This is a genomic window from Williamsia sp. z34 (genome assembly GCF_059553395.1).
Genome location: NZ_JCANWW010000012.1, coordinates 107,042 through 124,742, shown reverse-complemented (window position 1 = coordinate 124,742; position 17,701 = coordinate 107,042). Strand labels below are relative to the sequence as shown.

At 64.9% G+C, this 17,701-nt stretch carries 18 protein-coding genes; 11 read left to right on the top strand and 7 right to left on the bottom strand.

Annotation, left to right across the window (positions count from 1 at the left end; genetic code table 11):
• Window positions 1–22: 22 nt before the first annotated feature.
• Together AC51GT_RS23540 and AC51GT_RS23535 are read left to right on the top strand one after the other, a co-directional pair.
• Window positions 23–1,438 (top strand): NHL repeat-containing protein, encoded by a 1,416-nt coding sequence (locus AC51GT_RS23540; RefSeq protein ID WP_496330337.1) that lies wholly within the window; start codon window positions 23–25, stop codon window positions 1,436–1,438.
• 100 nt (window positions 1,439–1,538) lie between these two features.
• Complete coding sequence (locus tag AC51GT_RS23535) at window positions 1,539–2,273, top strand: hypothetical protein (protein WP_496330336.1); 735 nt, start codon at window positions 1,539–1,541, stop codon at window positions 2,271–2,273.
• Here the strand turns inward: AC51GT_RS23535 and AC51GT_RS23530 are convergent.
• Window positions 2,267–2,980: a FadR/GntR family transcriptional regulator gene (locus AC51GT_RS23530; RefSeq protein WP_496326398.1), complete on the bottom strand. Its 714-nt coding sequence runs from the start codon at window positions 2,978–2,980 to the stop codon at window positions 2,267–2,269. The two genes, AC51GT_RS23535 and AC51GT_RS23530, sit on opposite strands and share 7 nt — an antisense overlap.
• A 125-nt stretch (window positions 2,981–3,105) precedes the next feature.
• On the opposite strand from AC51GT_RS23530, the gene AC51GT_RS23525 reads away from it, so the two are divergent.
• Entirely contained in the window at window positions 3,106–3,621 is a 516-nt protein-coding gene (locus AC51GT_RS23525) for a gluconokinase (RefSeq protein WP_496326399.1), read from the top strand.
• Window positions 3,621–5,018, top strand: a complete 1,398-nt coding sequence (locus AC51GT_RS23520; protein ID WP_496326400.1) for a GntT/GntP/DsdX family permease — start codon at window positions 3,621–3,623, stop codon at window positions 5,016–5,018. The genes AC51GT_RS23525 and AC51GT_RS23520 overlap by 1 nt, the downstream gene beginning before the upstream one ends.
• A gap of 311 nt (window positions 5,019–5,329) precedes the next feature.
• Here the strand turns inward: AC51GT_RS23520 and AC51GT_RS23515 are convergent, their stop codons facing one another.
• Entirely contained in the window at window positions 5,330–6,376 is a 1,047-nt protein-coding gene (locus tag AC51GT_RS23515; protein ID WP_496326401.1) for a class I SAM-dependent methyltransferase, read from the bottom strand.
• Window positions 6,377–6,503: 127 nt separating this feature from the next.
• Here AC51GT_RS23515 and AC51GT_RS23510 point away from each other — a divergent pair, with 127 nt between their 5' ends.
• Complete coding sequence (locus AC51GT_RS23510) at window positions 6,504–9,341, top strand: ATP-binding protein (RefSeq protein WP_496330335.1); 2,838 nt, start codon at window positions 6,504–6,506, stop codon at window positions 9,339–9,341.
• A 149-nt stretch (window positions 9,342–9,490) separates the two neighbouring features.
• On the opposite strand, the gene AC51GT_RS23505 is transcribed toward AC51GT_RS23510, so the two are convergent.
• Together AC51GT_RS23505 and AC51GT_RS23500 are read right to left on the bottom strand one after the other, a co-directional pair.
• Complete coding sequence (locus AC51GT_RS23505; RefSeq protein ID WP_496326403.1) at window positions 9,491–10,453, bottom strand: SMP-30/gluconolactonase/LRE family protein; 963 nt, start codon at window positions 10,451–10,453, stop codon at window positions 9,491–9,493.
• 121 nt (window positions 10,454–10,574) lie between these two features.
• Window positions 10,575–11,195: a DUF2231 domain-containing protein gene (locus tag AC51GT_RS23500; protein WP_496330334.1), complete on the bottom strand. Its 621-nt coding sequence runs from the start codon at window positions 11,193–11,195 to the stop codon at window positions 10,575–10,577.
• A gap of 140 nt (window positions 11,196–11,335) precedes the next feature.
• On the opposite strand from AC51GT_RS23500, the gene AC51GT_RS23495 reads away from it, so the two are divergent.
• The 3 genes from AC51GT_RS23495 (at window position 11,336) to AC51GT_RS23485 (ending at window position 13,960) form a co-directional block, all read left to right on the top strand.
• Window positions 11,336–11,773: a Fur family transcriptional regulator gene (locus tag AC51GT_RS23495; protein ID WP_496326411.1), complete on the top strand. Its 438-nt coding sequence runs from the start codon at window positions 11,336–11,338 to the stop codon at window positions 11,771–11,773.
• A 127-nt stretch (window positions 11,774–11,900) separates the two neighbouring features.
• A complete protein-coding gene (locus AC51GT_RS23490; RefSeq protein WP_496326412.1) occupies window positions 11,901–13,355 on the top strand; it encodes a catalase in 1,455 nt (484 codons plus the stop codon).
• A 131-nt stretch (window positions 13,356–13,486) separates the two neighbouring features.
• Window positions 13,487–13,960, top strand: a complete 474-nt coding sequence (locus AC51GT_RS23485; protein ID WP_496326413.1) for a Dps family protein — start codon at window positions 13,487–13,489, stop codon at window positions 13,958–13,960.
• A 117-nt stretch (window positions 13,961–14,077) separates the two neighbouring features.
• Here AC51GT_RS23485 and AC51GT_RS23480 read toward each other — a convergent pair whose 3' ends face one another.
• From AC51GT_RS23480 to AC51GT_RS23470, 3 genes are read right to left on the bottom strand one after another with little or no spacing between them, the layout of a single operon-like run.
• On the bottom strand, window positions 14,078–14,839 hold the full coding sequence (locus tag AC51GT_RS23480; protein ID WP_496326414.1) for an AIM24 family protein: 762 nt from the start codon (window positions 14,837–14,839) through the stop codon (window positions 14,078–14,080).
• A 9-nt stretch (window positions 14,840–14,848) separates the two neighbouring features.
• On the bottom strand, window positions 14,849–15,568 hold the full coding sequence (locus AC51GT_RS23475) for an AIM24 family protein (RefSeq protein ID WP_496326415.1): 720 nt from the start codon (window positions 15,566–15,568) through the stop codon (window positions 14,849–14,851).
• Between the two features lie 5 nt (window positions 15,569–15,573).
• A complete protein-coding gene (locus AC51GT_RS23470) occupies window positions 15,574–16,197 on the bottom strand; it encodes an AIM24 family protein (protein WP_496326416.1) in 624 nt (207 codons plus the stop codon).
• Window positions 16,198–16,366: 169 nt separating this feature from the next.
• Here AC51GT_RS23470 and AC51GT_RS23465 point away from each other — a divergent pair, with 169 nt between their 5' ends.
• The 3 genes from AC51GT_RS23465 to AC51GT_RS23455 are packed head-to-tail and all read left to right on the top strand — an operon-like array spanning window position 16,367 to window position 17,682.
• Window positions 16,367–16,837 (top strand): hypothetical protein, encoded by a 471-nt coding sequence (locus AC51GT_RS23465; RefSeq protein ID WP_496326417.1) that lies wholly within the window; start codon window positions 16,367–16,369, stop codon window positions 16,835–16,837.
• 49 nt (window positions 16,838–16,886) lie between these two features.
• A complete protein-coding gene (locus AC51GT_RS23460) occupies window positions 16,887–17,303 on the top strand; it encodes a MarR family transcriptional regulator (RefSeq protein ID WP_496330333.1) in 417 nt (138 codons plus the stop codon).
• A gap of 49 nt (window positions 17,304–17,352) precedes the next feature.
• A complete protein-coding gene (locus AC51GT_RS23455) occupies window positions 17,353–17,682 on the top strand; it encodes a rhodanese-like domain-containing protein (RefSeq protein WP_496326419.1) in 330 nt (109 codons plus the stop codon).
• The last annotated feature ends 19 nt before the right edge of the window (window positions 17,683–17,701 follow it).

The following is a 17,701-nucleotide window of genomic DNA, read 5'->3' as shown; positions in this document are numbered from 1 at the left end:
GTTGCCCGCGTCGTGCTTGGATATGCGGGTGATGCGCTCTGGGGGTCCGGCAGTGTTGTTTCTCGCGGTGCTCTTGTCGTTCGTGCTGACGGCACCGGTCGCGCAGGCTGATCCGATTGCGCCCGATGTCGGCCCGGCCGGAACCGCGCTCATCCACGGAGACCTGGCCTCCACGGATTCGACCCCCCACGCCGGCCCCGGCGCCGACGGGACGTTGCTCGCCTCGTCGCTGCCCGGTGGCGCCTGCGCGGCGACGTTCATCGGCAGTGACGGACTGCCGGTCGCCCTCTGCACCGGCTACGCCGGAATCAACCCACCAGGTTTTGCCGTCCCGACTGTGGCACTTTTCGACCCCACGACAGCGCAGCCGATCGCGTCATTGCAACTCACCAAAGGTGGACTGCTCGGCGGGGTGTACGGCTATCTCGACGGCCGCGACCGCGTCGTGGTGGCGGACGGGTCGGGTTCGATCCTCAAGATCGCCCACCGCACGAATCCCGACGGACGCCGGCAACTGTTCATCGATGAGCGCCTGGATGTCAGTGACCAGCTCCCTGTCGGTGACGCCATCACCGGACTCGCGCCGGACTACGACGGGCGGATCTGGTTTGCGACCACCGGTGGTGTCATCGGCACCGTCGACACCGGTGGCCGGGTCGGGTCCACGCACTTGCCGGAAGGCGAGAAGCTCACCAACGGTCTCACCATCCGCCGGGACGGGGCGTCGATCCTGACCAGCAAGGCGCTGTACGAGATGCGGGCTGATCAGCAGGGAACGCCGCTCATCGTCTGGCGGGTCACCTACGAGACCGGAGAATTTCGACGCCCGGGCCAGCTGGCGCCGGGATCGGGCACCACGCCAACATATTTCGGTCCGAACGGCGACGAATGGGTGGCAATCGTCGACAACGCGCCCCGACCCAAGCTGTTGGTCTATCGCTCCGACGACGGTTCACCGGTCTGCAGCACCGACGCGTTCGGGACGTCCGGGCAGGGCACCGAGAACTCACCGATGGCGTGGGGCAACTCCATCGTCATACCGAGCACCTATGGCTTCCAGTATCCGCCCTTCGCCACGTCGGGACCGAGTGATCCACCGGCGGCGGCATTTACGGGTGGGATGACTCGTATCGATGTGTCCGGCAACGGATGTCATCGAATATGGGAAAGCGATGACCGCATGGCCACCCTGCCCAAGCTCTCCCGCGCCGACGGTCTGATTCATGCGCTGAGTTACGGACCACTGGCACCCGGCGGGGGAGTGCAGCAGATCGGACCGGTCTATTACACGGCCGTCGACTTCCACACCGGGGAGCGACGGGCGCACACCCAGGTGGGGATCGCGCCCGTCGACGAGCCGATGCAGCTCACCGGAACTATCAGCGCCGACGGCGCGCTGTGGCAGGCGACTATCGGCCGGATGTTGAAGATCGGCTGAACCGTCACCGCCATGGGTTTCCCGTGAAACCAAACTCGCTTCACTTTGCCGGTGACGGGGTGCGGTCGGCGAACAGGTGGCGGGTGCAACAATCGACGGTGTGACGCAGGACCCAGGGGATCAGCCGACTGAACCGGAGCGCGACCGAGCGAACCTCGAGAAGTCAGAGGTGGCGCCGGGCGACTCGGCGATCGTGCCGCCTGATCTGGCCGGTATGCCGTCGCTGGCGGAACTCGATGCGGCCGACATGGCCAGGATCGCGCAGGGCCGGACCTCCAAGGACAAGGACCACGCCGACCTCGAAGACGACACCCCACCGCCGGCGTCGTTGTATCACGCCTGGCTGTTGTGGCTCGGTGCCGCGGGAGCCGCCCTGATCGGGGTGATCTACGGGTTCGCGAATCTGGGTTCGATCACCGACCTGCTGAAGGAACGTCTCCAGGAGGGCGTCCGGGACGACCCGAGCAACGCCGCACCTGCCGACCAGATCGAGTCGATCGCCGGATTCTTCCCGCCGGCCATGCTGATCACCACCCTTGTGCTGCTGGCGGTCCAGTACCCGCTGCTGGTCGCGGTCGGTCGTCGCCGTAGTCGCGGCGCCCGCAACATTTACGTGACGATGGCATTGGTGATGCTCCTGTGCATCCCGATGGGCATCGACCTGCTCTTCGACTACTCGTCGGTGCCTGCTGCGATTCGGATCATCGGCTGGCTGCAGTTCACCTTGTTGTTGTTCTCCGCGCTGTTCGCCCTGCGGCGCGGCGTCAATCAGTGGTTGCCGTCGTCGCAGCGGATGAAGCCGACGCAGATCTTCCGCCCCGGTAGTCGCTACTGATCGCTGCCGGGGTTCGAGACGGCGGCCGCGGCCTCGACGATGATCTCGCGCATGGCCCGCTCCGCGTCGGCCGGATCCCGCAGTCGGATGGCCCGTGCCACCTGATCGTGGAGGTCGATCGCGGCGGGGTTGGGGCGGGTCGGCATCATGCCGTGATGGGTCCGTCCCGCGAGGACCTCACCGACCACATCGCTGAGTGCCCGGAACATCTCGTTACCGCTCGCCTCGAGCAGGGTGCGGTGAAAGATCATGTCCGCGAGCAGGTATTGGTCGAGGTCGCCGGACCGGCCGTGTACCACCATGTCCGACACGGCGGCGGCCAGGATGCGGCACTGATGCTCGTCGGCGCGTTCGGCGGCGAGCGCTGCGGCGACCGGTTCGAAACCGCGGCGCAACTCTGACAGCGTCAACAGGAACTCGGTTCGCTCGCCCGCGTCGAGGCGCCAGCGGATCAGCCGTGGGTCGAAGACGTTCCACATCGCTTTGGGCTGAACGGTGATTCCCACCCGACGGCGGGAGGCCACCATGCCCATGGATTCCAGGACCCGGATGGCTTCGCGCGCGACCGTCCGCGACACCCCGTAGTGCTTGCCGACGCCGTCGAGCGTCAGCACATCACCGGCGGAATGGTGGTCGGACACGATCCGGGTTCCGAGATCGGTCACAACATTGCCATGCAATTCACCCACGGTTGTGTCAGATGCCACGCAATTATCTTCTCATTCGCTTGCTCGTGTACCAAAGAACTGGTTTTATGACGGACAACCTTACAAAAGTATGACTATTGAAGCTGGGAACTGCGGTGGGTGAGCAGGATGTGGCGAGGAGAAGTATGCGATCAGCTCTGGTTGTGATGGGGGTGTCGGGTTCGGGCAAGTCGACTGTCGGGGCCGCGCTCGCGCAACGTCTCCGGGTCCCGTTCGCCGATGCCGATGACTTCCACCCGGCGGCCAACATCGCGAAGATGTCGGCCGGCCATCCCCTCGACGACGATGATCGGTACCCCTGGCTCGAGACGCTCGGCCAGTGGCTCGCCGAACACGGCGACGGCGGCGTGATGAGCTGTTCGGCACTCAAGCGCAAGTATCGCGACCAGCTTCGCGCGCACTGCCCGACGGTGCGATTCGTGCACCTGTCCGGTACCGCGGAGTTGATCGGACGCCGACAGGCGAGCCGGCCGGGACATTTCATGCCGGCCTCGCTGCTCGCCTCACAGTTCGAGACCCTCGAGCCCCTCGGTGCCGATGAGCAGGGCTACGAGATCGACATCGACCAAACCATCGACGAGATCGTCGAGGCCTATGTCGCCGCCGCCGGCGCCGACCCCAACATCACCGAGGAGAACTGATGAACGCCGCATCGATGGCTGTGCTGGCAGCCGATACGGAGTTGCCCGAACCCGTCGCGCCGGGATGGCAGCTGATCCTGGCGGCGCTGGCCGGCATCTCGGTGATCGTCCTCCTAATCACCGTCGCGAAGTTCCATCCCTTCCTCGCACTGGTCGGCGGTGGACTCACCGTGGGAATTGTTGCCGGCGAGGCGATCCCCGATGTGCTCGACTCATTCACCACCGGATTCGGATCCACGGCCGCCGGCGTCGGCATCCTGATCGCCCTGGGCGCGATGTTCGCCAAGTTGCTCGCCGATTCCGGCGGCGCGGACGAGATCGTGGACACGATCGTCGGACACGCCTCCCCGCGCATGCTGCCGTGGGCGATGGCGCTGGTCGGCGCGATCATCGGCCTGCCGATGTTCTTCGAGATCGGCCTGGTGCTGCTGATGCCGGTGATCTACCTCGTCGCGCGACGTTCGGGACTGTCGCTGATCACCGTCGGTATCCCGGCGTTGGCCGGTCTGTCGGCGATGCACGGATTCGTGCCGCCGCATCCGGGTCCGCTCGTCGCCATCGACGTCATCGGTGCAGATCTGGGCACGACGCTTGCCCTCGGTGTTGCGGTCGCGGTCCCGACGATCATCGTCGCCGGCCCGCTCTTCGGAAAGCTCGCCGGCCGGTGGGTTGTGCTGCCGGTCCCGACCACGTTCGACGCGGACCCGTCCGACGGTGAGACCAGCAAGCGGCCGTCTTTCGGCATCACCATCTTCAGCGTGCTGCTCCCGGTTGTCCTGATGCTGGGCAAGGCGATCGCCGAGATCTTCATCGAGAACGACGATCAGATCGTCCGGCAGATCCTCGACGTGATGGGCACGCCGGTCATCGCCCTGCTGATCGCCGTCGTCGTCGCGATGTTCACCCTCGGGCGGGGTTCCGGCATGGACCGCGACACCATCGCAAAGTGCACGGGCGCAGCACTTCCGGCCATCGCCGGCATCCTGCTGATCGTGTCGGCGGGTGGCGGATTCAAACAGGTGCTCGTCGACAGCGGAATCGGTACCCTCCTCGCCGACTGGGCCAAGGAAGCCAACATCTCGGTCATCCTGTTGGCCTGGGTTCTCGCCGCACTGATCAGGCTGGCGACCGGCTCGGCGACCATCGCGACCATCACCGCGTCGTCGCTGATCCTCGGACTCCTCGACGGACTCAGCAGCGGCGAACTCTCGTTGGTGGTGCTGGCCATCGGCGCGGGTTCGGTGTTCTTCTCACACGTCAACGACGCCGGGTTCTGGCTGGTCAAGGAGTACTTCGGAATGTCGGTCGGCCAGACCGTCAAGACCTGGTCGATCATGGAGACCGTTCTGTCGGTGGCCGGGCTGATCGTGGTCCTGCTGCTCGGCCTGGTGATCTAGCCGAGCGCGGCCGCCGCCCCGGGCCAGCACCACGTAGCGCACGTACCAGAACAGCATGAGTCCGGTGCTCAACGTGTGGAACAGGTGCAGGACCAGGACGGGTCCGAGCGGGAGATGCAGGACGTAGACGAGATAGATCAGATTGCCGATGTTGGCCAGGGCGATGTTGCCGGGACTGTAGGAATTCACGTCCTTGGTGCGCCATGCCTTGGTCAACATCGGCAGTGTGCTGAACGCGAACACCGCGGTGGCGACGCCGCCGGCGACAACCGGGATGTCCATGTCGACCTCTCTGGGTGGTGCGGGACGCCTCAGGGGCGGATCTCATAGACGTTGTTGAACGCGGTCTGTGCGGCCAACCGGAACCTGGTGAATCCGGCCTCGTCGACAATCTGGCGCAATGCCGATTCGGGTGCCTGCGCGCCGAGGGCATAACCACCGGGCTGGGACAGGGCATTGGGGACGCAGAGGAACGTCGATCCGCTGTAGTAAAGGCGCCCAACCGGATTGAACGTATCCTCGACGTTCTCGGCGGTGGCCGGTTCGACCAGGAGCCAGGTGCCGTCGCCGGCGATGGCCTTGCGCACCTGCCGGGCCGCGCCGAGCGGGTCGCCCATGTCGTGCAGGCAGTCGAACATCGTGATCAGGTCGTAGTCGTGGCCCGAAAAGTCCTGTGCCGTCCCGACTTCGAATGTGGCGCGATCTCCGACCCCGGCCTCGGCGGCGTGTTTGCGCGCGAGGTCGATGGATTCGTGGTGGTAGTCCACACCCACGAACGTGCTGCGGGGGAATGACTGGGCCAACAAGACCGATGACGACCCCAGACCGCAACCGATATCGGCAATCGCGGCCCCCGCAGTGAGTTTCGCCTCCACCCCGTCGAGCGCGGGAATCCAATTCGGGATCAGCTCGGCGGCATAGCCCGGACGGTAGAAGGCGTCGATACCGGTGAACACGCTGTGATCGTGCTCGTGCCAGCCGACACCGGCGCCGGTGCGAAAGGCCTCGGTGATCGCAGGCTCGGCACGCAGGTAGCCCAGGACACCCACAAACGCGGCCGACACGTTCGGTCCGTTCGGATCGGCGAGGCAGAACGCCTGCTCGTCGGTCAATGAGAACTCCCCGGTGGACGGTTCGTACGCCACGTATCCGCCGGCGGCCTGACCGCGCAGCCATTCGGTGAGGTACCGCTCGTCGTACCCGGTTCGCCGTGCGAATGCTTCTTCGGTGGCCGGGCCCTGCGCGAGTGCGCGGTAGAGGCCGAGGCGGTTGCCCACGGTGATCGAACCGGCCGCGCCGGCCGCTCCCATGTCGGTCACGACCCGGCCGAGAAACTCCATGATCTTGTTCTCATCCATCTCAACTGCTCCTTCGAGTGAGTAACTGATGCGGTGGACCGGTCCAACCGGTCACACTGAACAGCGTCGATGCAGTGACAGACACGTCGCTGACACCGGCATGCACGGCACTGACAGGAGGTGGGCGATGGTCGATGATGCGACGTCGCCGCCAATCCGGGTGGAGGTCCTCGGTCCGCTCCGTCTGGTCGTCGACGGCATGCAGGTCGACGTGAAAGGCCCGAAACGCCGGGCGGTTCTGGCGATGCTCGCGTTGGCGGCGGGCCGGACGGTCCCGGCCGGTCAGTTGGTGGACGCGCTGTGGGTGTCGGAGGCGCCGGCGTCGGGCAGAGCCGCGCTCCAGGCGCACATCTCGCGCCTGCGTGGACATCTCGGTCCGGCGTCGGGGCGACTACGGGCGGTAGCCGCCGGCTACCGGCTCGAGCTGGCACCGGCGGAGTTCGATGTATCGCAGGCCCGACATCTGTTGGCGCAGGCCAGAAGTCGACTGGAGCACGATCCGGCCGAGGCTCTGGAACTGCTTCGGGAGGCGCACCAACTGTGGCGAGGACCGCTGCTCGCCGACCTCACGGACGTCACGGATATCGCCACCGCGGTCGCCGAATGCCATCAGCTGCACCGCGATGTGACCGACGCTCTGATCCACAGCGCGATCGAAGCCGGGGTCGCAGGTCAGGTCGTCGGTCTGGCGACCTCGTGGCTGGCAGGTGATCCGTTGCGGGAACCGGCGGTGTTGCTGGCGATGCGTGTTCTGGCGGCCACCGGGGAGTCGTCGGAGGCACTGTCTGTCGGACGACGATTCCGCGCACGGTTTGCCGACGAGATGGGACTGGATCCCTCCCCGGCCTTGTCGAGACTCGAGCGGCAGATAGCCGGCGGCGCCGCCGGACCGTCCGCGGTGCCGTCGGAGGCAAGGCCTCGGCTGCCACGGACCCGGCTGATCGGTCGCGATCGGCAGCTGGCCGAGCTGCGCGAGCTGCTGGTGAAGGAAAGGCTGGTCACGCTGGTCGGACCCGGGGGCGTGGGCAAGACGAGTGTCGCGTTGGAGATCGCCCGCGACGCACCGGACGTGACGGTGCTTCTGCTCGCGCCGTTGACCGACCCTGCGGCCGTACCGCATGCGCTCGCGGCGGCGTTGAACGTCAACGTGGTTCGGGGTGACGTCGTCAGTGCTTGCGTCGCGGTGCTCGGTGACCGCGAGCTGATGATCCTGGTGGACAACTGCGAGCACCTGCTCGACGCGGCTCGCGATGTGATCGTCAGCCTCCTCGATGCCTGCCCCCGGTTGACCGTCATCGCAACCTCGCGGGAATCACTGGGGATTCCAACAGAATTCGCGTGGCGCCTGTTGCCGCTGCCCTTGCCGGCCGATGATCATGATGGTTCGACGGCGCCGTCGGTGCAATTGTTCATCGAACGTGGTCGCCGCATCCGCCCAGATCTCGAACCGACGGCTCCACGACTGGCCATCGTCGGGGAAATCGTGAGCCGTCTCGACGGGATACCGCTGGCCATCGAGTTGGCCGCCGGACGACTGTCGACCCTCACACTTACCGACCTGCGCGACCGCCTGGATCGGTCGCTGGATCTGCTCGGTGGCGGACGACCGAGCGGCGACCTGCGGCATCGCACCCTGCGAGCGACGATCGAGTGGTCATACGACCTGTTGGAGCCCGATGAATGCCGCTTGTTCCGGCACTTGACCGTGTTCGCCGACGGCATCGATCTGACCGCAGCGGAGGAACTCTCGGCGAACCTGGGGATACCCGGCGACCCCGGTGCGATTCTGGCCCGGCTGGTTGATGCATCGATGATCGTCGTCGACGTCTCCGGCGGCACCGCCCGATACCGGATCCTGGAGACGATACGGACCTTCGGTATGGACCGGCTGGCCGCTGCCGAGGAGAAAGAGTCGGCGCAGGAACTGTTGCTGGACTGGGCGATCCGACGGTCCCATGAAATCGGTGCGGCCATGATGACCGATCGCGAACCCGAGGCGGATGCGGATCTGCGCCGCGAACTGGGTAATCTGCGTGCCGCGTGGCGACTGGCCCGGAGCCGCGGATCGACGGATGCGGCGGTATCCATGATCAACTCACTCTTCGACGCGATCTCGTACCGCGACCTGATCGAATTGCGCGAGTGGGCTCAGGAATTGGCGACCGACCCCCACCTCCTCGCGCACCCCCAGGCCGCGTTCACCTTTGGTGTGGCCGCCGAAGCGGCGTATCACGGTGGGGATCACACCCGCGCCGACGAACTGTCCCGGATCGGGCTGGGGTGTGCCACCGATCCGTCCCAGACCTGGACGTGCCTGGCCACCCTGTCGGTGACGGCACTGGCCCGCGGCGACTATCCGGAAGTTCGCGAATACTGCCTGGCCGCTGAGGAAGTGACGCCGAGGCCGGCCGAGCCGCTGGGGGTCGCGGCGCTCGCGGCCGTCTATTCCGGAGATATCGAGTCTGCGCGGACATACAACAGTCGAGGCAGTACCGGTGCGAACTTCCCCTCGATGGTTGCGTGGAACGAGTACGTGAGCGGCGAGATCGAGAACTTCGCCGGCAACGGACTGATCGCCGAAAGGCACTATCTCCGTACGATCGAACTGGCCAGGACCACCGGTGCGACGTTCCTGATCGGCGTGGCCACGGTCGGATTGCTCACCGTGCGGTCACGCAGCGGCCGCATCCGGCAAGCGCTTGATGGATACCGCGAGGTGATCGACTACTTTGCGAGCACCGGCAATTGGACGCACCTGTGGGCGGCGTTGCGCAATCTGGCCGATCTGCTCGACGAACTCGGCGACCACTCCTGTGCGCGGCTGCTGCACGCCGCGGCGGACCAGGCGCCCGATGCGCCCGTGATCGACCGTCCGCCGGCCCCGCATGCGCAGGATGTGGTTGTGCCGGACCGAACCACCCTGCTGGAGTCGGCCCGCACCGCCATCGCCGACCAACTCCGTTGACCGTGCCGAACCGACCGTCGAGCGTGCCGAACCGACCACCGAGTGTGCCCCACTCGGTTCCCTGGCGGTCCCGCGGTGACGATTCCGGCACGCTCAGTTGCGATTACGGCACGGTCGACGGTGTTATCGGCACGGTCGACGGTGGGGGGTCAGGGGGCTGCGGTGGTCGCGTTCGGATCGAAAGCGCCGGGGATTTCGTAGATGTTGCCGTCGAAACCGGCTCGGAACAGACGTCCTTTGGAGAACCCGGAGTCGCTGCGGCCGTAGGACACCACGCTCGACGCCGGAAGGCCGGAAGCCAGGGCGCAGAACTGGTTGGGGCCGTTGACCCGCAGGATCTCACCGCTGATGTCGGTGGGGACGATCGGCCGGTTCTGCGAATCCAGGGTCAGCCCGTCGGCGGCCGCGATCACGTCGCCACCGGCGAACGTGACGAGGGACTGCGGGGCTCCGGGATTGTTGACCGGGATGCGGCTGACCCCCGGATTCACGAAGGTGCGTGAGACATAGAGGTAGGTGTCGTCGCTGTTCAGGACCGCTCCGTTGGCGCTCGGGAGACTGGCCCAATCGGGCTGAACCGCCCCGTTGGGGAACACTCTGCCGACCAGCGCGCCGAAATCGTTGGTGGCGTAGATGGTTCCGTTTGTTGCCACGTCCATACCGTTCGCGGCGCTCAGGCCCGTGACAAACGGCGTCAGGCTGCCGGTGGCCGGGTTGAACTTCCCGATCGAGGCGGCGCGCAGCACGTCACCGACGAGAACCCGGACATCGGCACCGTAACCAACCAGTAGCGTGCCGTCCGGGGTCCAGGCCAGGGCTCCACCGCCGCCATTGGGGACGGTCGCCACCGGTACCGCCCCGGCCCCGGGACGATCGATCCGGAACAGGCGGCCGCTGACCAGATCTGTGGTGTAGAGACGACCGGCGGGATCGACGGTGAGTCCTTCGAGTGCGGCACCGGGGACCCGGGCGACCAGAACCGGCGCCTGCCCGGCGCCTGGACAGGTCGCCGCGGCTTGTGCTGCCGGCGCTCCCACCACGGATATCGTTGCCGTGATCAGCGCGGCGCTCGCAATCAGACGTACTGCAGTACGCAGTGAGAATTTCGACATCATGGCCTCCCAGCCCAGTCGGATGTTCCCAGCTTAGGTGCTCGGCGACACCGTTTGTGGTGATGTCCGACTTCGGATCAATGTCCGGATGCCCTGAGCTGGATCTCCGGTGAGCGTGCAATCACCGTTCCCGCAACACCCCTGCGCTCTGGGCGTACGAAAGATGCCCACCCAGTGCACCTGAGACACCGGAGACGGCAAGTCCTGCCAGTGACCAGATCGATCCCCGCACTGCGTTGCCACGCCGACGCTTTCGCCACGAGCGAGCGAAGCAGGCGAGCCCGATCGTGTTCGTCGCCATGTGGAATACCGCAACCCGACGTTGGGGTGTGTCGAGTGTGGTGTATTCGACGAGGCCGGTGACGCCGGCGGGAACGGCGGCCATGAGACCGAATGCGACCAGACGCTGGGCGGCAGCGCGTTGGCCGGTCGCATCGAGTAACGGCACGGCCATCCAGGCTCCGATGGGGACGGTCACGAGGATGGGATGAAGTGGATGTCCCAGCCATTGGCCTCGTAGGAATGTCAGGGCTGCCGGCGGAAACTTGGTGTTCAGAATTCCGGCGAGCGCGTTCGCAGGGCCGTCGACCGCTTCTACGCTCTCCGCTGCCAGCAGTGCGCGTGCGATCGGGCGCGATCCATCCGGCCGGCCAGGAGCGGTCAGCGAGACGGTGTCCGGTTGCCCGGCGGCGTCTGTCTCTTTCGAGGGGTTCTCGATGGGGTCGTTCGATGGGGTGGTCACCCAGCAGTGGTTCCCCGTGTCGAGTTCTTTCAATCACTCGGACGGTCGAGATCAGGGCCCGCGACCTGCCCTTTCCGGTTACTGGAATGAGTCCAGAAATAATCTGGACTCATTCCAGAAAAGGGGGTATGGTCAGTGTCATGAGTTTCCAGCAGCCTTCCCTCGACACACAGCAGCAGCTGCGTGCGGTGGGCCTTCGGGTGACAGCGCCACGGGTGGCTGTACTCGAGTTGCTGGAGACCCATCCGCATTCCACCGCCGACTTCGTTGCTACTCGCGTCCGCGAACAGCTCGGGGGCGTGTCCACACAGACCGTGTACGACGTACTGCGGGTCTGCTCGGAGCGGGGACTGTTGCGGCGTATCGAGCCGGCCGGTTCTGCGGTCCGGTACGAGAGCCGGATCGGCGACAATCACCATCATCTGGTGTGTCGGAGTTGCGGCGAGGTCCGCGACGTCGACTGCGTGGTGGGGATGGCCCCCTGCCTGCAGCCGGAAACCGGTCACGGCTTCAAGATCGACGAGGCCGAAGTGACATTCTGGGGTCTTTGCCCGCAATGCCAGGCACAAGCCGAGTAAGGGTCGACCCTTCGACGGCCACTGTCGCCGACCATCGGTATCGGCGCCGGAAGCCGCACATTTCCTGTAGTGCAACACCTTTCAAAACGCATGAGCGCCCTCGGCGCGAAATAAACAGGAGGAAGTAATGAACCCACGGACCACCACGAATGCTGGGATTCCGGTGTCGAGTGACAATGAGTCACTCACCGCAGGAACCCAGGGGCCGATCTTGCTCCACGATCATTATCTGATCGAGAAGTTGGCCCAGTTCAACCGTGAGCGCGTGCCGGAGCGTGTTGTGCATGCCAAGGGCGGCGGCGCATTTGGCGAGCTGACCATCACCGGGGACGTGTCGAAGTACACCAAGGCCAAGTTCCTGCAGCCGGGCAAGACGACCGAATCGCTGGTCCGCTTCTCGACGGTCGCCGGCGAGCAGGGTAGCCCCGACACCTGGCGCGACCCGCGCGGCTTCGCGATGAAGTTCTACACCGAAGACGGCAACTACGACCTCGTCGGCAACAACACGCCAGTCTTCTTCATCAAGGATCCCATCAAGTTCCCCGACTTCATCCGCAGCCAAAAGCGTTTGCCCGGTTCGGGTTTGCGCGACCACAACATGCAGTGGGATTTCTGGACGCTACGTCCGGAGAGTGCGCATCAGGTGACCTGGTTGATGGGTGACCGAGGCATCCCGAAGAGCTGGCGGCACATGGACGGATTCGGTTCGCACACCTACCAGTGGGTGAACGCCGCAGGTGAACGCTTCTGGGTCAAGTACCACTTCAAAACCGATCAGGGCATCGAGTTCCTGACCCAGGCCGAAGCAGACACACTTGCCGGCACCGATCCCGACTACCATCGTCAGGATCTGTACCAGGCCATCGAGCGTGGCGAGTTCCCGACGTGGACCATGAAGGTCCAGGTCATGCCGGTGGATGAAGCCGAAGGTTACCGCTTCAATCCGTTTGACCTGACCAAGGTCTGGTCGCAGAAGGACTACCCCCTGATCGAGGTCGGCAAGTGGACGCTGAACCGGAATCCGGAGAACTTCTTCTCCGAAATCGAGCTGGCGTCGTTCGGACCGTCGAATGTGGTTCCGGGAATCGGCTTCTCGCCTGACAAGATGCTGCTCGGACGGGTCTTCAGTTATGCCGACGCGCATCGGTACCGCATCGGCGCCAACTTCGCCCAGCTGCCGGTCAACTCGGCCAAGGCGACCACGGTCAATTCCTACTCGAAGGAAGGCGCGATGGCCTACACCTTCAACGACCCGAACACGCCTGTGTACGCGCCCAATTCATTTGGCGGGGCACACGCAGACCCGCAGGCGGCCGGTGACGAGGGACTGTGGGAGTTCGACGGGCGGGCAGTTCGCGCCGGCTACATCGAGCACGCCGAAGACGGTGATTACACGCAGGCCGGGATCCTCTACCGCGAGGTGCTCGACGACGACGCCCGGGAACGACTGGTGGGCAACATCGTTGGTCACGTACGCGGTGGTGTCCGGGAACCGGTTCTCTCCCGCGTGTTCGAGTACTGGAAGAACGTGGACGCCGATCTCGGCAAACGGGTCGAAGAAGGTGTCCGAAACGGGGAATAGGAGTCTGCTCGCTCTGGTTGAACGATCCAGAGTGGCAGAACTTCAGACCACAGATCCCGCGCCGTTCGATGGGATCGTCGGAGTTCGAAGCAACCCATCGGCATCAATTGCGCGAACCAGGAGGTAGCGGAATGACGAATCCCATCACCAGCACGTTGACCCAAGATCAGCAGGCCGTGGCAGGTAAGGCGTTGCAGGAGACAGTGGTCGACATGATCGACCTCTCCCTGATCGCCAAGCAGGCCCACTGGAACGTCGTCGGCCAGCAGTTCCGTTCGGTTCACCTCGAACTCGACGAACTGGTCACCACGGCCCGCGACTTCACCGACGCGGCAGCAGAACGCGCCACCGCGATCGGGGTCAGCCCGGATGGTCGGGCCGAGACCGTGGCGAAGACCGCCGGCACCAAGGGTATCGACGAGGGCTGGACCAAGGACGTCGACGTGGTGACCGCGATCGTCGCCAATATCAAGACTGTTGTCGACGGTCTGCGGGCCCGTATCGAGACGACCGAGAAGGCCGATCCGGTCACCCAGGATCTGCTGATCGGCTTTGCGGCGCGGCTCGAACAACTGCACTGGATGTGGCAGGCGCAGGTCGCCTGACACCAGACCGCGGGTGATGTGCAGCCCGCATCACCCGGCGAAAAGCCCCCCACGGCCACCCCCCCCGCGGCCGTGGGGGGCTTTTGTGTGTCGGGTGCGCCCGGTGTTCTTCCCCGCTCAGCGGATCTGTTGTTGCTGTGCCATCTGCGACTGGATCGTCTGGTTCAGGCGGGTGAGACCGACCGAGGACAGACCCGGAATCTGGCTTTCCAGGCTCCGCACCAGATTGTGGTCGTTGATGACCTTCTCGCTGGACTGGATCAGGACCGTGCCGGATCCGGTGAAGTCGAACTGCTGCTCTTCTCCACTGGCCGCACCCATCATGGCCGCACCGGCGGCCATGAATCCGGTGACCCAACCCTGGTCGTAGTGATGGCTGGGGGACGGGCAATCAGCCCACCCGACAAGCGCTTCGGGATCAACGCGTAGTGGTGGTTCGGCGAACATGACCGGTCCGTTGGATGACGCCAGGAACTTGCCGCTGCCGATGAGTGTGAGGTAGCCGGGGACGATCGACTGGTTGAGCTGCAGTCCCGGCTCGAACGCCAGCAGGTTCGCCGCGCGGACCGTCAGGTTGCCGTCCTCGAGATCGTACGAGTTGATGTCGTATCCGCGGTCGCCGATGATGAGCGTGCCCTGTCCCTGGGCGATGATGAAATCGCCCATATACAGTGGCGCGCTGATGGTTCCGGCGAGCTGCTGCATCATCGTGGTCTGCATGCCCTGGACGAGGGCCTGGAACTGCATCTGTCCGTAGTAGGCGATCATCGCGCCCTTGGACATGATCCAGGGCTTGGTCATCTGCATGTAGTACGCGTAGTTGTTGCCGGGAATGTTGTCGTCGCCCTGCAGCATCGACGGATTGAGTATGTCGCTCATGGCTTTCCCCTACAGCTTTTCTTCGGACGCTTGTACGAACACAGTTCCTTGACCATGGCATTGCAACTGCATCGCCTCACCGGCCCCACGTCCGACGGCATCGCGCCAGCCCGCCGTCGACTTCAACTGGGTCTGCACATTGCCGAATGTGCCGACAAACGCCTGCGGGTCGACGATGACCGGGTATTGGCCACCGACGGGGATCTCCAGCACCTCACCGTGGGCCAGCAACACCACCGAGCCCATGCCCTGCAGCTGGGTCGTGAACATGCCGTCGCCGGTCAACGCGCCGGTCGCCGCTCCGCGCAGCGCACCCATCAGTCCACCGCCGCGTCCACCGCCGCCACCGTTGCCCTGGGACGTCATCGAGACGATAGAAGCCTGCAGGCCCGCGGTGTAGCCGAGTGTCCTGGATGCGTCGGCGGTGACGGTGCCGCCCTGCGGCATGTCGATGACATGCACTGCGAGCCCACCGAATCCGTAGTGGACCTGCCCGTGACCCTGCGCCATCATGGTGGCCTCGTGCTCGCCGCGCATCATCCGGCCGGCCATCCCGGCGACCGCACCCATACCGCCGAGGCCGGGCATCCCGCCGGCGCCGGGGATCTGGTGCGGGGAAAACTGAATCTGACCGGTGTAGAAGAGCATCGCGCCTTTACGGGCGACCACACCACCGGCCTGGCCGACGTCGACCTTGACAACCTTCGAGTTGATCTTCTCAAAAACCATGTCGCTCACCGCTCCGCAGGTTGGATGGACACAACACCCTGGCCCTGCCAGCGCAACGAGAACGCCTCACCGCCATCTTGGCCGATCATCGACCGCCAGCTGACATCGGTGACAAACGATTGCTGGAGTTGGCCTTTGGCGGAGACGAACGCATCAGGATCGACCACCACCGGCAGATTGGGATTGACCTCGAGATGGATCAGTGGACCGCCGGCCGACAACAGGGCGACCTGACCGCTACCGGTCACGGTGGTGGTGAAAAGTCCCTGACCGCTGGACATCCCGCCGACGCCGGCGAATTGGACGTTGGTCTGCAGATCACCTGCCATGGCCAGGAGTTGCCGTGACTCGACCTGAATGGTCTCGTTGTTCAGCTGCAGGACCGTGGTGTACTGCGCGTTGATCGCCAGGTGCACGATGCCGTTGCCGGTGCACTCCATCAACTTCAGTGACTCGCCGGTCGCCTTCTGTTTGAGCCCGGCGAGAACCCCTGATCCGCCGCCGAATCCGGCCGATTTGAATTCGACCTGCCCCTGATAAGAGATCATCGATCCACTCACTGCCTTGACTGACGTGTTGTTCAGGCGTGCTTCCACAACGCGCTTGGTCAATCCGATCAACTCGGCCATCTGACCCATTTCCCCTACGAGTTCGAAACCCTGCACTTTTGATACCGCGTCATCGTAGGCATCAGCGGACCCTGGTGAACAGACCCATCCATAGTTCAAATGATCACCGGTGTCCGCAACGGCCACCGGTGCCCTGGCGTGATAGGGCGCTTTCTGTAACGTGTGTCAGGTGAATGACACATCGTGGGCGGCAGTGGGTGTTGGGATCTTTGTTCTCGCGGTGGTCGTCGGGGTGGGCCTGTACGTCTGGTACCGCCAGACCGAGGCGCAGCGCCTCGACAAAGACGTCGATCTGGCGGTGAAGCTGCGCTCGGTTGCCGGGGATGATCCGGTGCGGGCGGCTGCCGTCGACGAGTTCGAGACGGCCATCTACGAGCGGTTGTTCTACGTGTCGACCGTGGGTCCGCGGGCCAGGGGAGCGGCGTGGGCGCTGCTGGGTACGGTGCTGTCGGCGTTTGCCTCGTTATGGGTGTCGGGCGACGGTGTCATCGAGCGTGTCGTTCACTACGGATTTGCCGTTGTGGCAGCCGGTTTCGTGCTCACCTTTGTGGTGTTCCTGGCGCTGACGGTCTATGCGGCGACCACGCTGCCGCGGATCTCGTTCGCCGAATCGTATGACGCGGAGCCCTCAGAGCGCTGACGGACTTCCCTGGCCGTTGCGACCCCTTGTCGGTGGGTAGCCTGAGCAGATGCCGCAGCCACCTCCGTTCAGTCCGACTGTCATGCTGCTCACGGTCAGTCGGGTGTGGGAAGCGGAGTTGGCCGAGGCCTTCAAGCCGCTCGGATTGACCACCCGGAAGTTCGGGCTGCTCGGGCATATTCGGGGAACGCCGGGTATCTCGTTCAGCGAACTTGCCCGCCGCTCGCGGATCACGGTCCAGAGCACCCACACCGCGGTGGCGGCTCTGGTGGCGGCCGGTCTCGTCGACGACGGGACGGCACACGCCGGGACTCCATCCACCTTGGCGGTGACGGCCGATGGGGAAGCGCTGCTGGCCCGCGCGGCCACGGTGGTGGCCGACCTTGATGCGGAGTTCGGGGCGGCGAATCCCGAACTGGCCGAGGCGCTCCGCGCGCAAATGTTGCGTGTGGTGTCGGAAGGCTGACCAAGCCGGCAACCTTCAGTTAAGCTGAAGGGGTGAAGTCGAGTCGTTCATGAGTATCCGGCACTATCTACGCCGCCCGCCGTCGGTGACCGCCGTCGAAGCTGTTCGTCTGGTGGGAGACGGTGCGCTGATCATCGATGTCCGTCGACAATTCGAGTGGAACCGGGTGCACATACCCGGCGCGGTCCACGCGCCGCTCGAAGGATTGCTGGAGCGCTGTCTGGAGTTTCCCGAGGACCGACTGCTCATCGCCTTCTGTACCGGCGGTATCCGGTCGGCAGGTGCGGCGAACCTTCTGGTGGAGAACGGCTTCGAGGCGGTCAACATGAGTGGTGGGCTGGTGCAATGGCGCGCTGCGGGCGGAATGCTCACCGATTGAGGCGACGTTGGCGGGCGAT

Coding starts and splice junctions, on each gene's coding strand:
- AC51GT_RS23510 (WP_496330335.1), top strand. CDS start 6,504: ATGGTCGATGATGCGACGTCGCCGCCAATCCGGGTGGAGGTCCTCGGT.
- AC51GT_RS23460 (WP_496330333.1), top strand. CDS start 16,887: ATGCCGCAGCCACCTCCGTTCAGTCCGACTGTCATGCTGCTCACGGTC.
- AC51GT_RS23455 (WP_496326419.1), top strand. CDS start 17,353: ATGAGTATCCGGCACTATCTACGCCGCCCGCCGTCGGTGACCGCCGTC.
- AC51GT_RS23520 (WP_496326400.1), top strand. CDS start 3,621: ATGAACGCCGCATCGATGGCTGTGCTGGCAGCCGATACGGAGTTGCCC.
- AC51GT_RS23470 (WP_496326416.1), bottom strand. CDS start 16,197: ATGGCCGAGTTGATCGGATTGACCAAGCGCGTTGTGGAAGCACGCCTG.
- AC51GT_RS23485 (WP_496326413.1), top strand. CDS start 13,487: ATGACGAATCCCATCACCAGCACGTTGACCCAAGATCAGCAGGCCGTG.
- AC51GT_RS23505 (WP_496326403.1), bottom strand. CDS start 10,453: ATGTCGAAATTCTCACTGCGTACTGCAGTACGTCTGATTGCGAGCGCC.
- AC51GT_RS23495 (WP_496326411.1), top strand. CDS start 11,336: ATGAGTTTCCAGCAGCCTTCCCTCGACACACAGCAGCAGCTGCGTGCG.
- AC51GT_RS23480 (WP_496326414.1), bottom strand. CDS start 14,839: ATGAGCGACATACTCAATCCGTCGATGCTGCAGGGCGACGACAACATT.
- AC51GT_RS23490 (WP_496326412.1), top strand. CDS start 11,901: ATGAACCCACGGACCACCACGAATGCTGGGATTCCGGTGTCGAGTGAC.
- AC51GT_RS23540 (WP_496330337.1), top strand. CDS start 23: ATGCGGGTGATGCGCTCTGGGGGTCCGGCAGTGTTGTTTCTCGCGGTG.
- AC51GT_RS23525 (WP_496326399.1), top strand. CDS start 3,106: ATGCGATCAGCTCTGGTTGTGATGGGGGTGTCGGGTTCGGGCAAGTCG.
- AC51GT_RS23515 (WP_496326401.1), bottom strand. CDS start 6,376: ATGGATGAGAACAAGATCATGGAGTTTCTCGGCCGGGTCGTGACCGAC.
- AC51GT_RS23475 (WP_496326415.1), bottom strand. CDS start 15,568: ATGGTTTTTGAGAAGATCAACTCGAAGGTTGTCAAGGTCGACGTCGGC.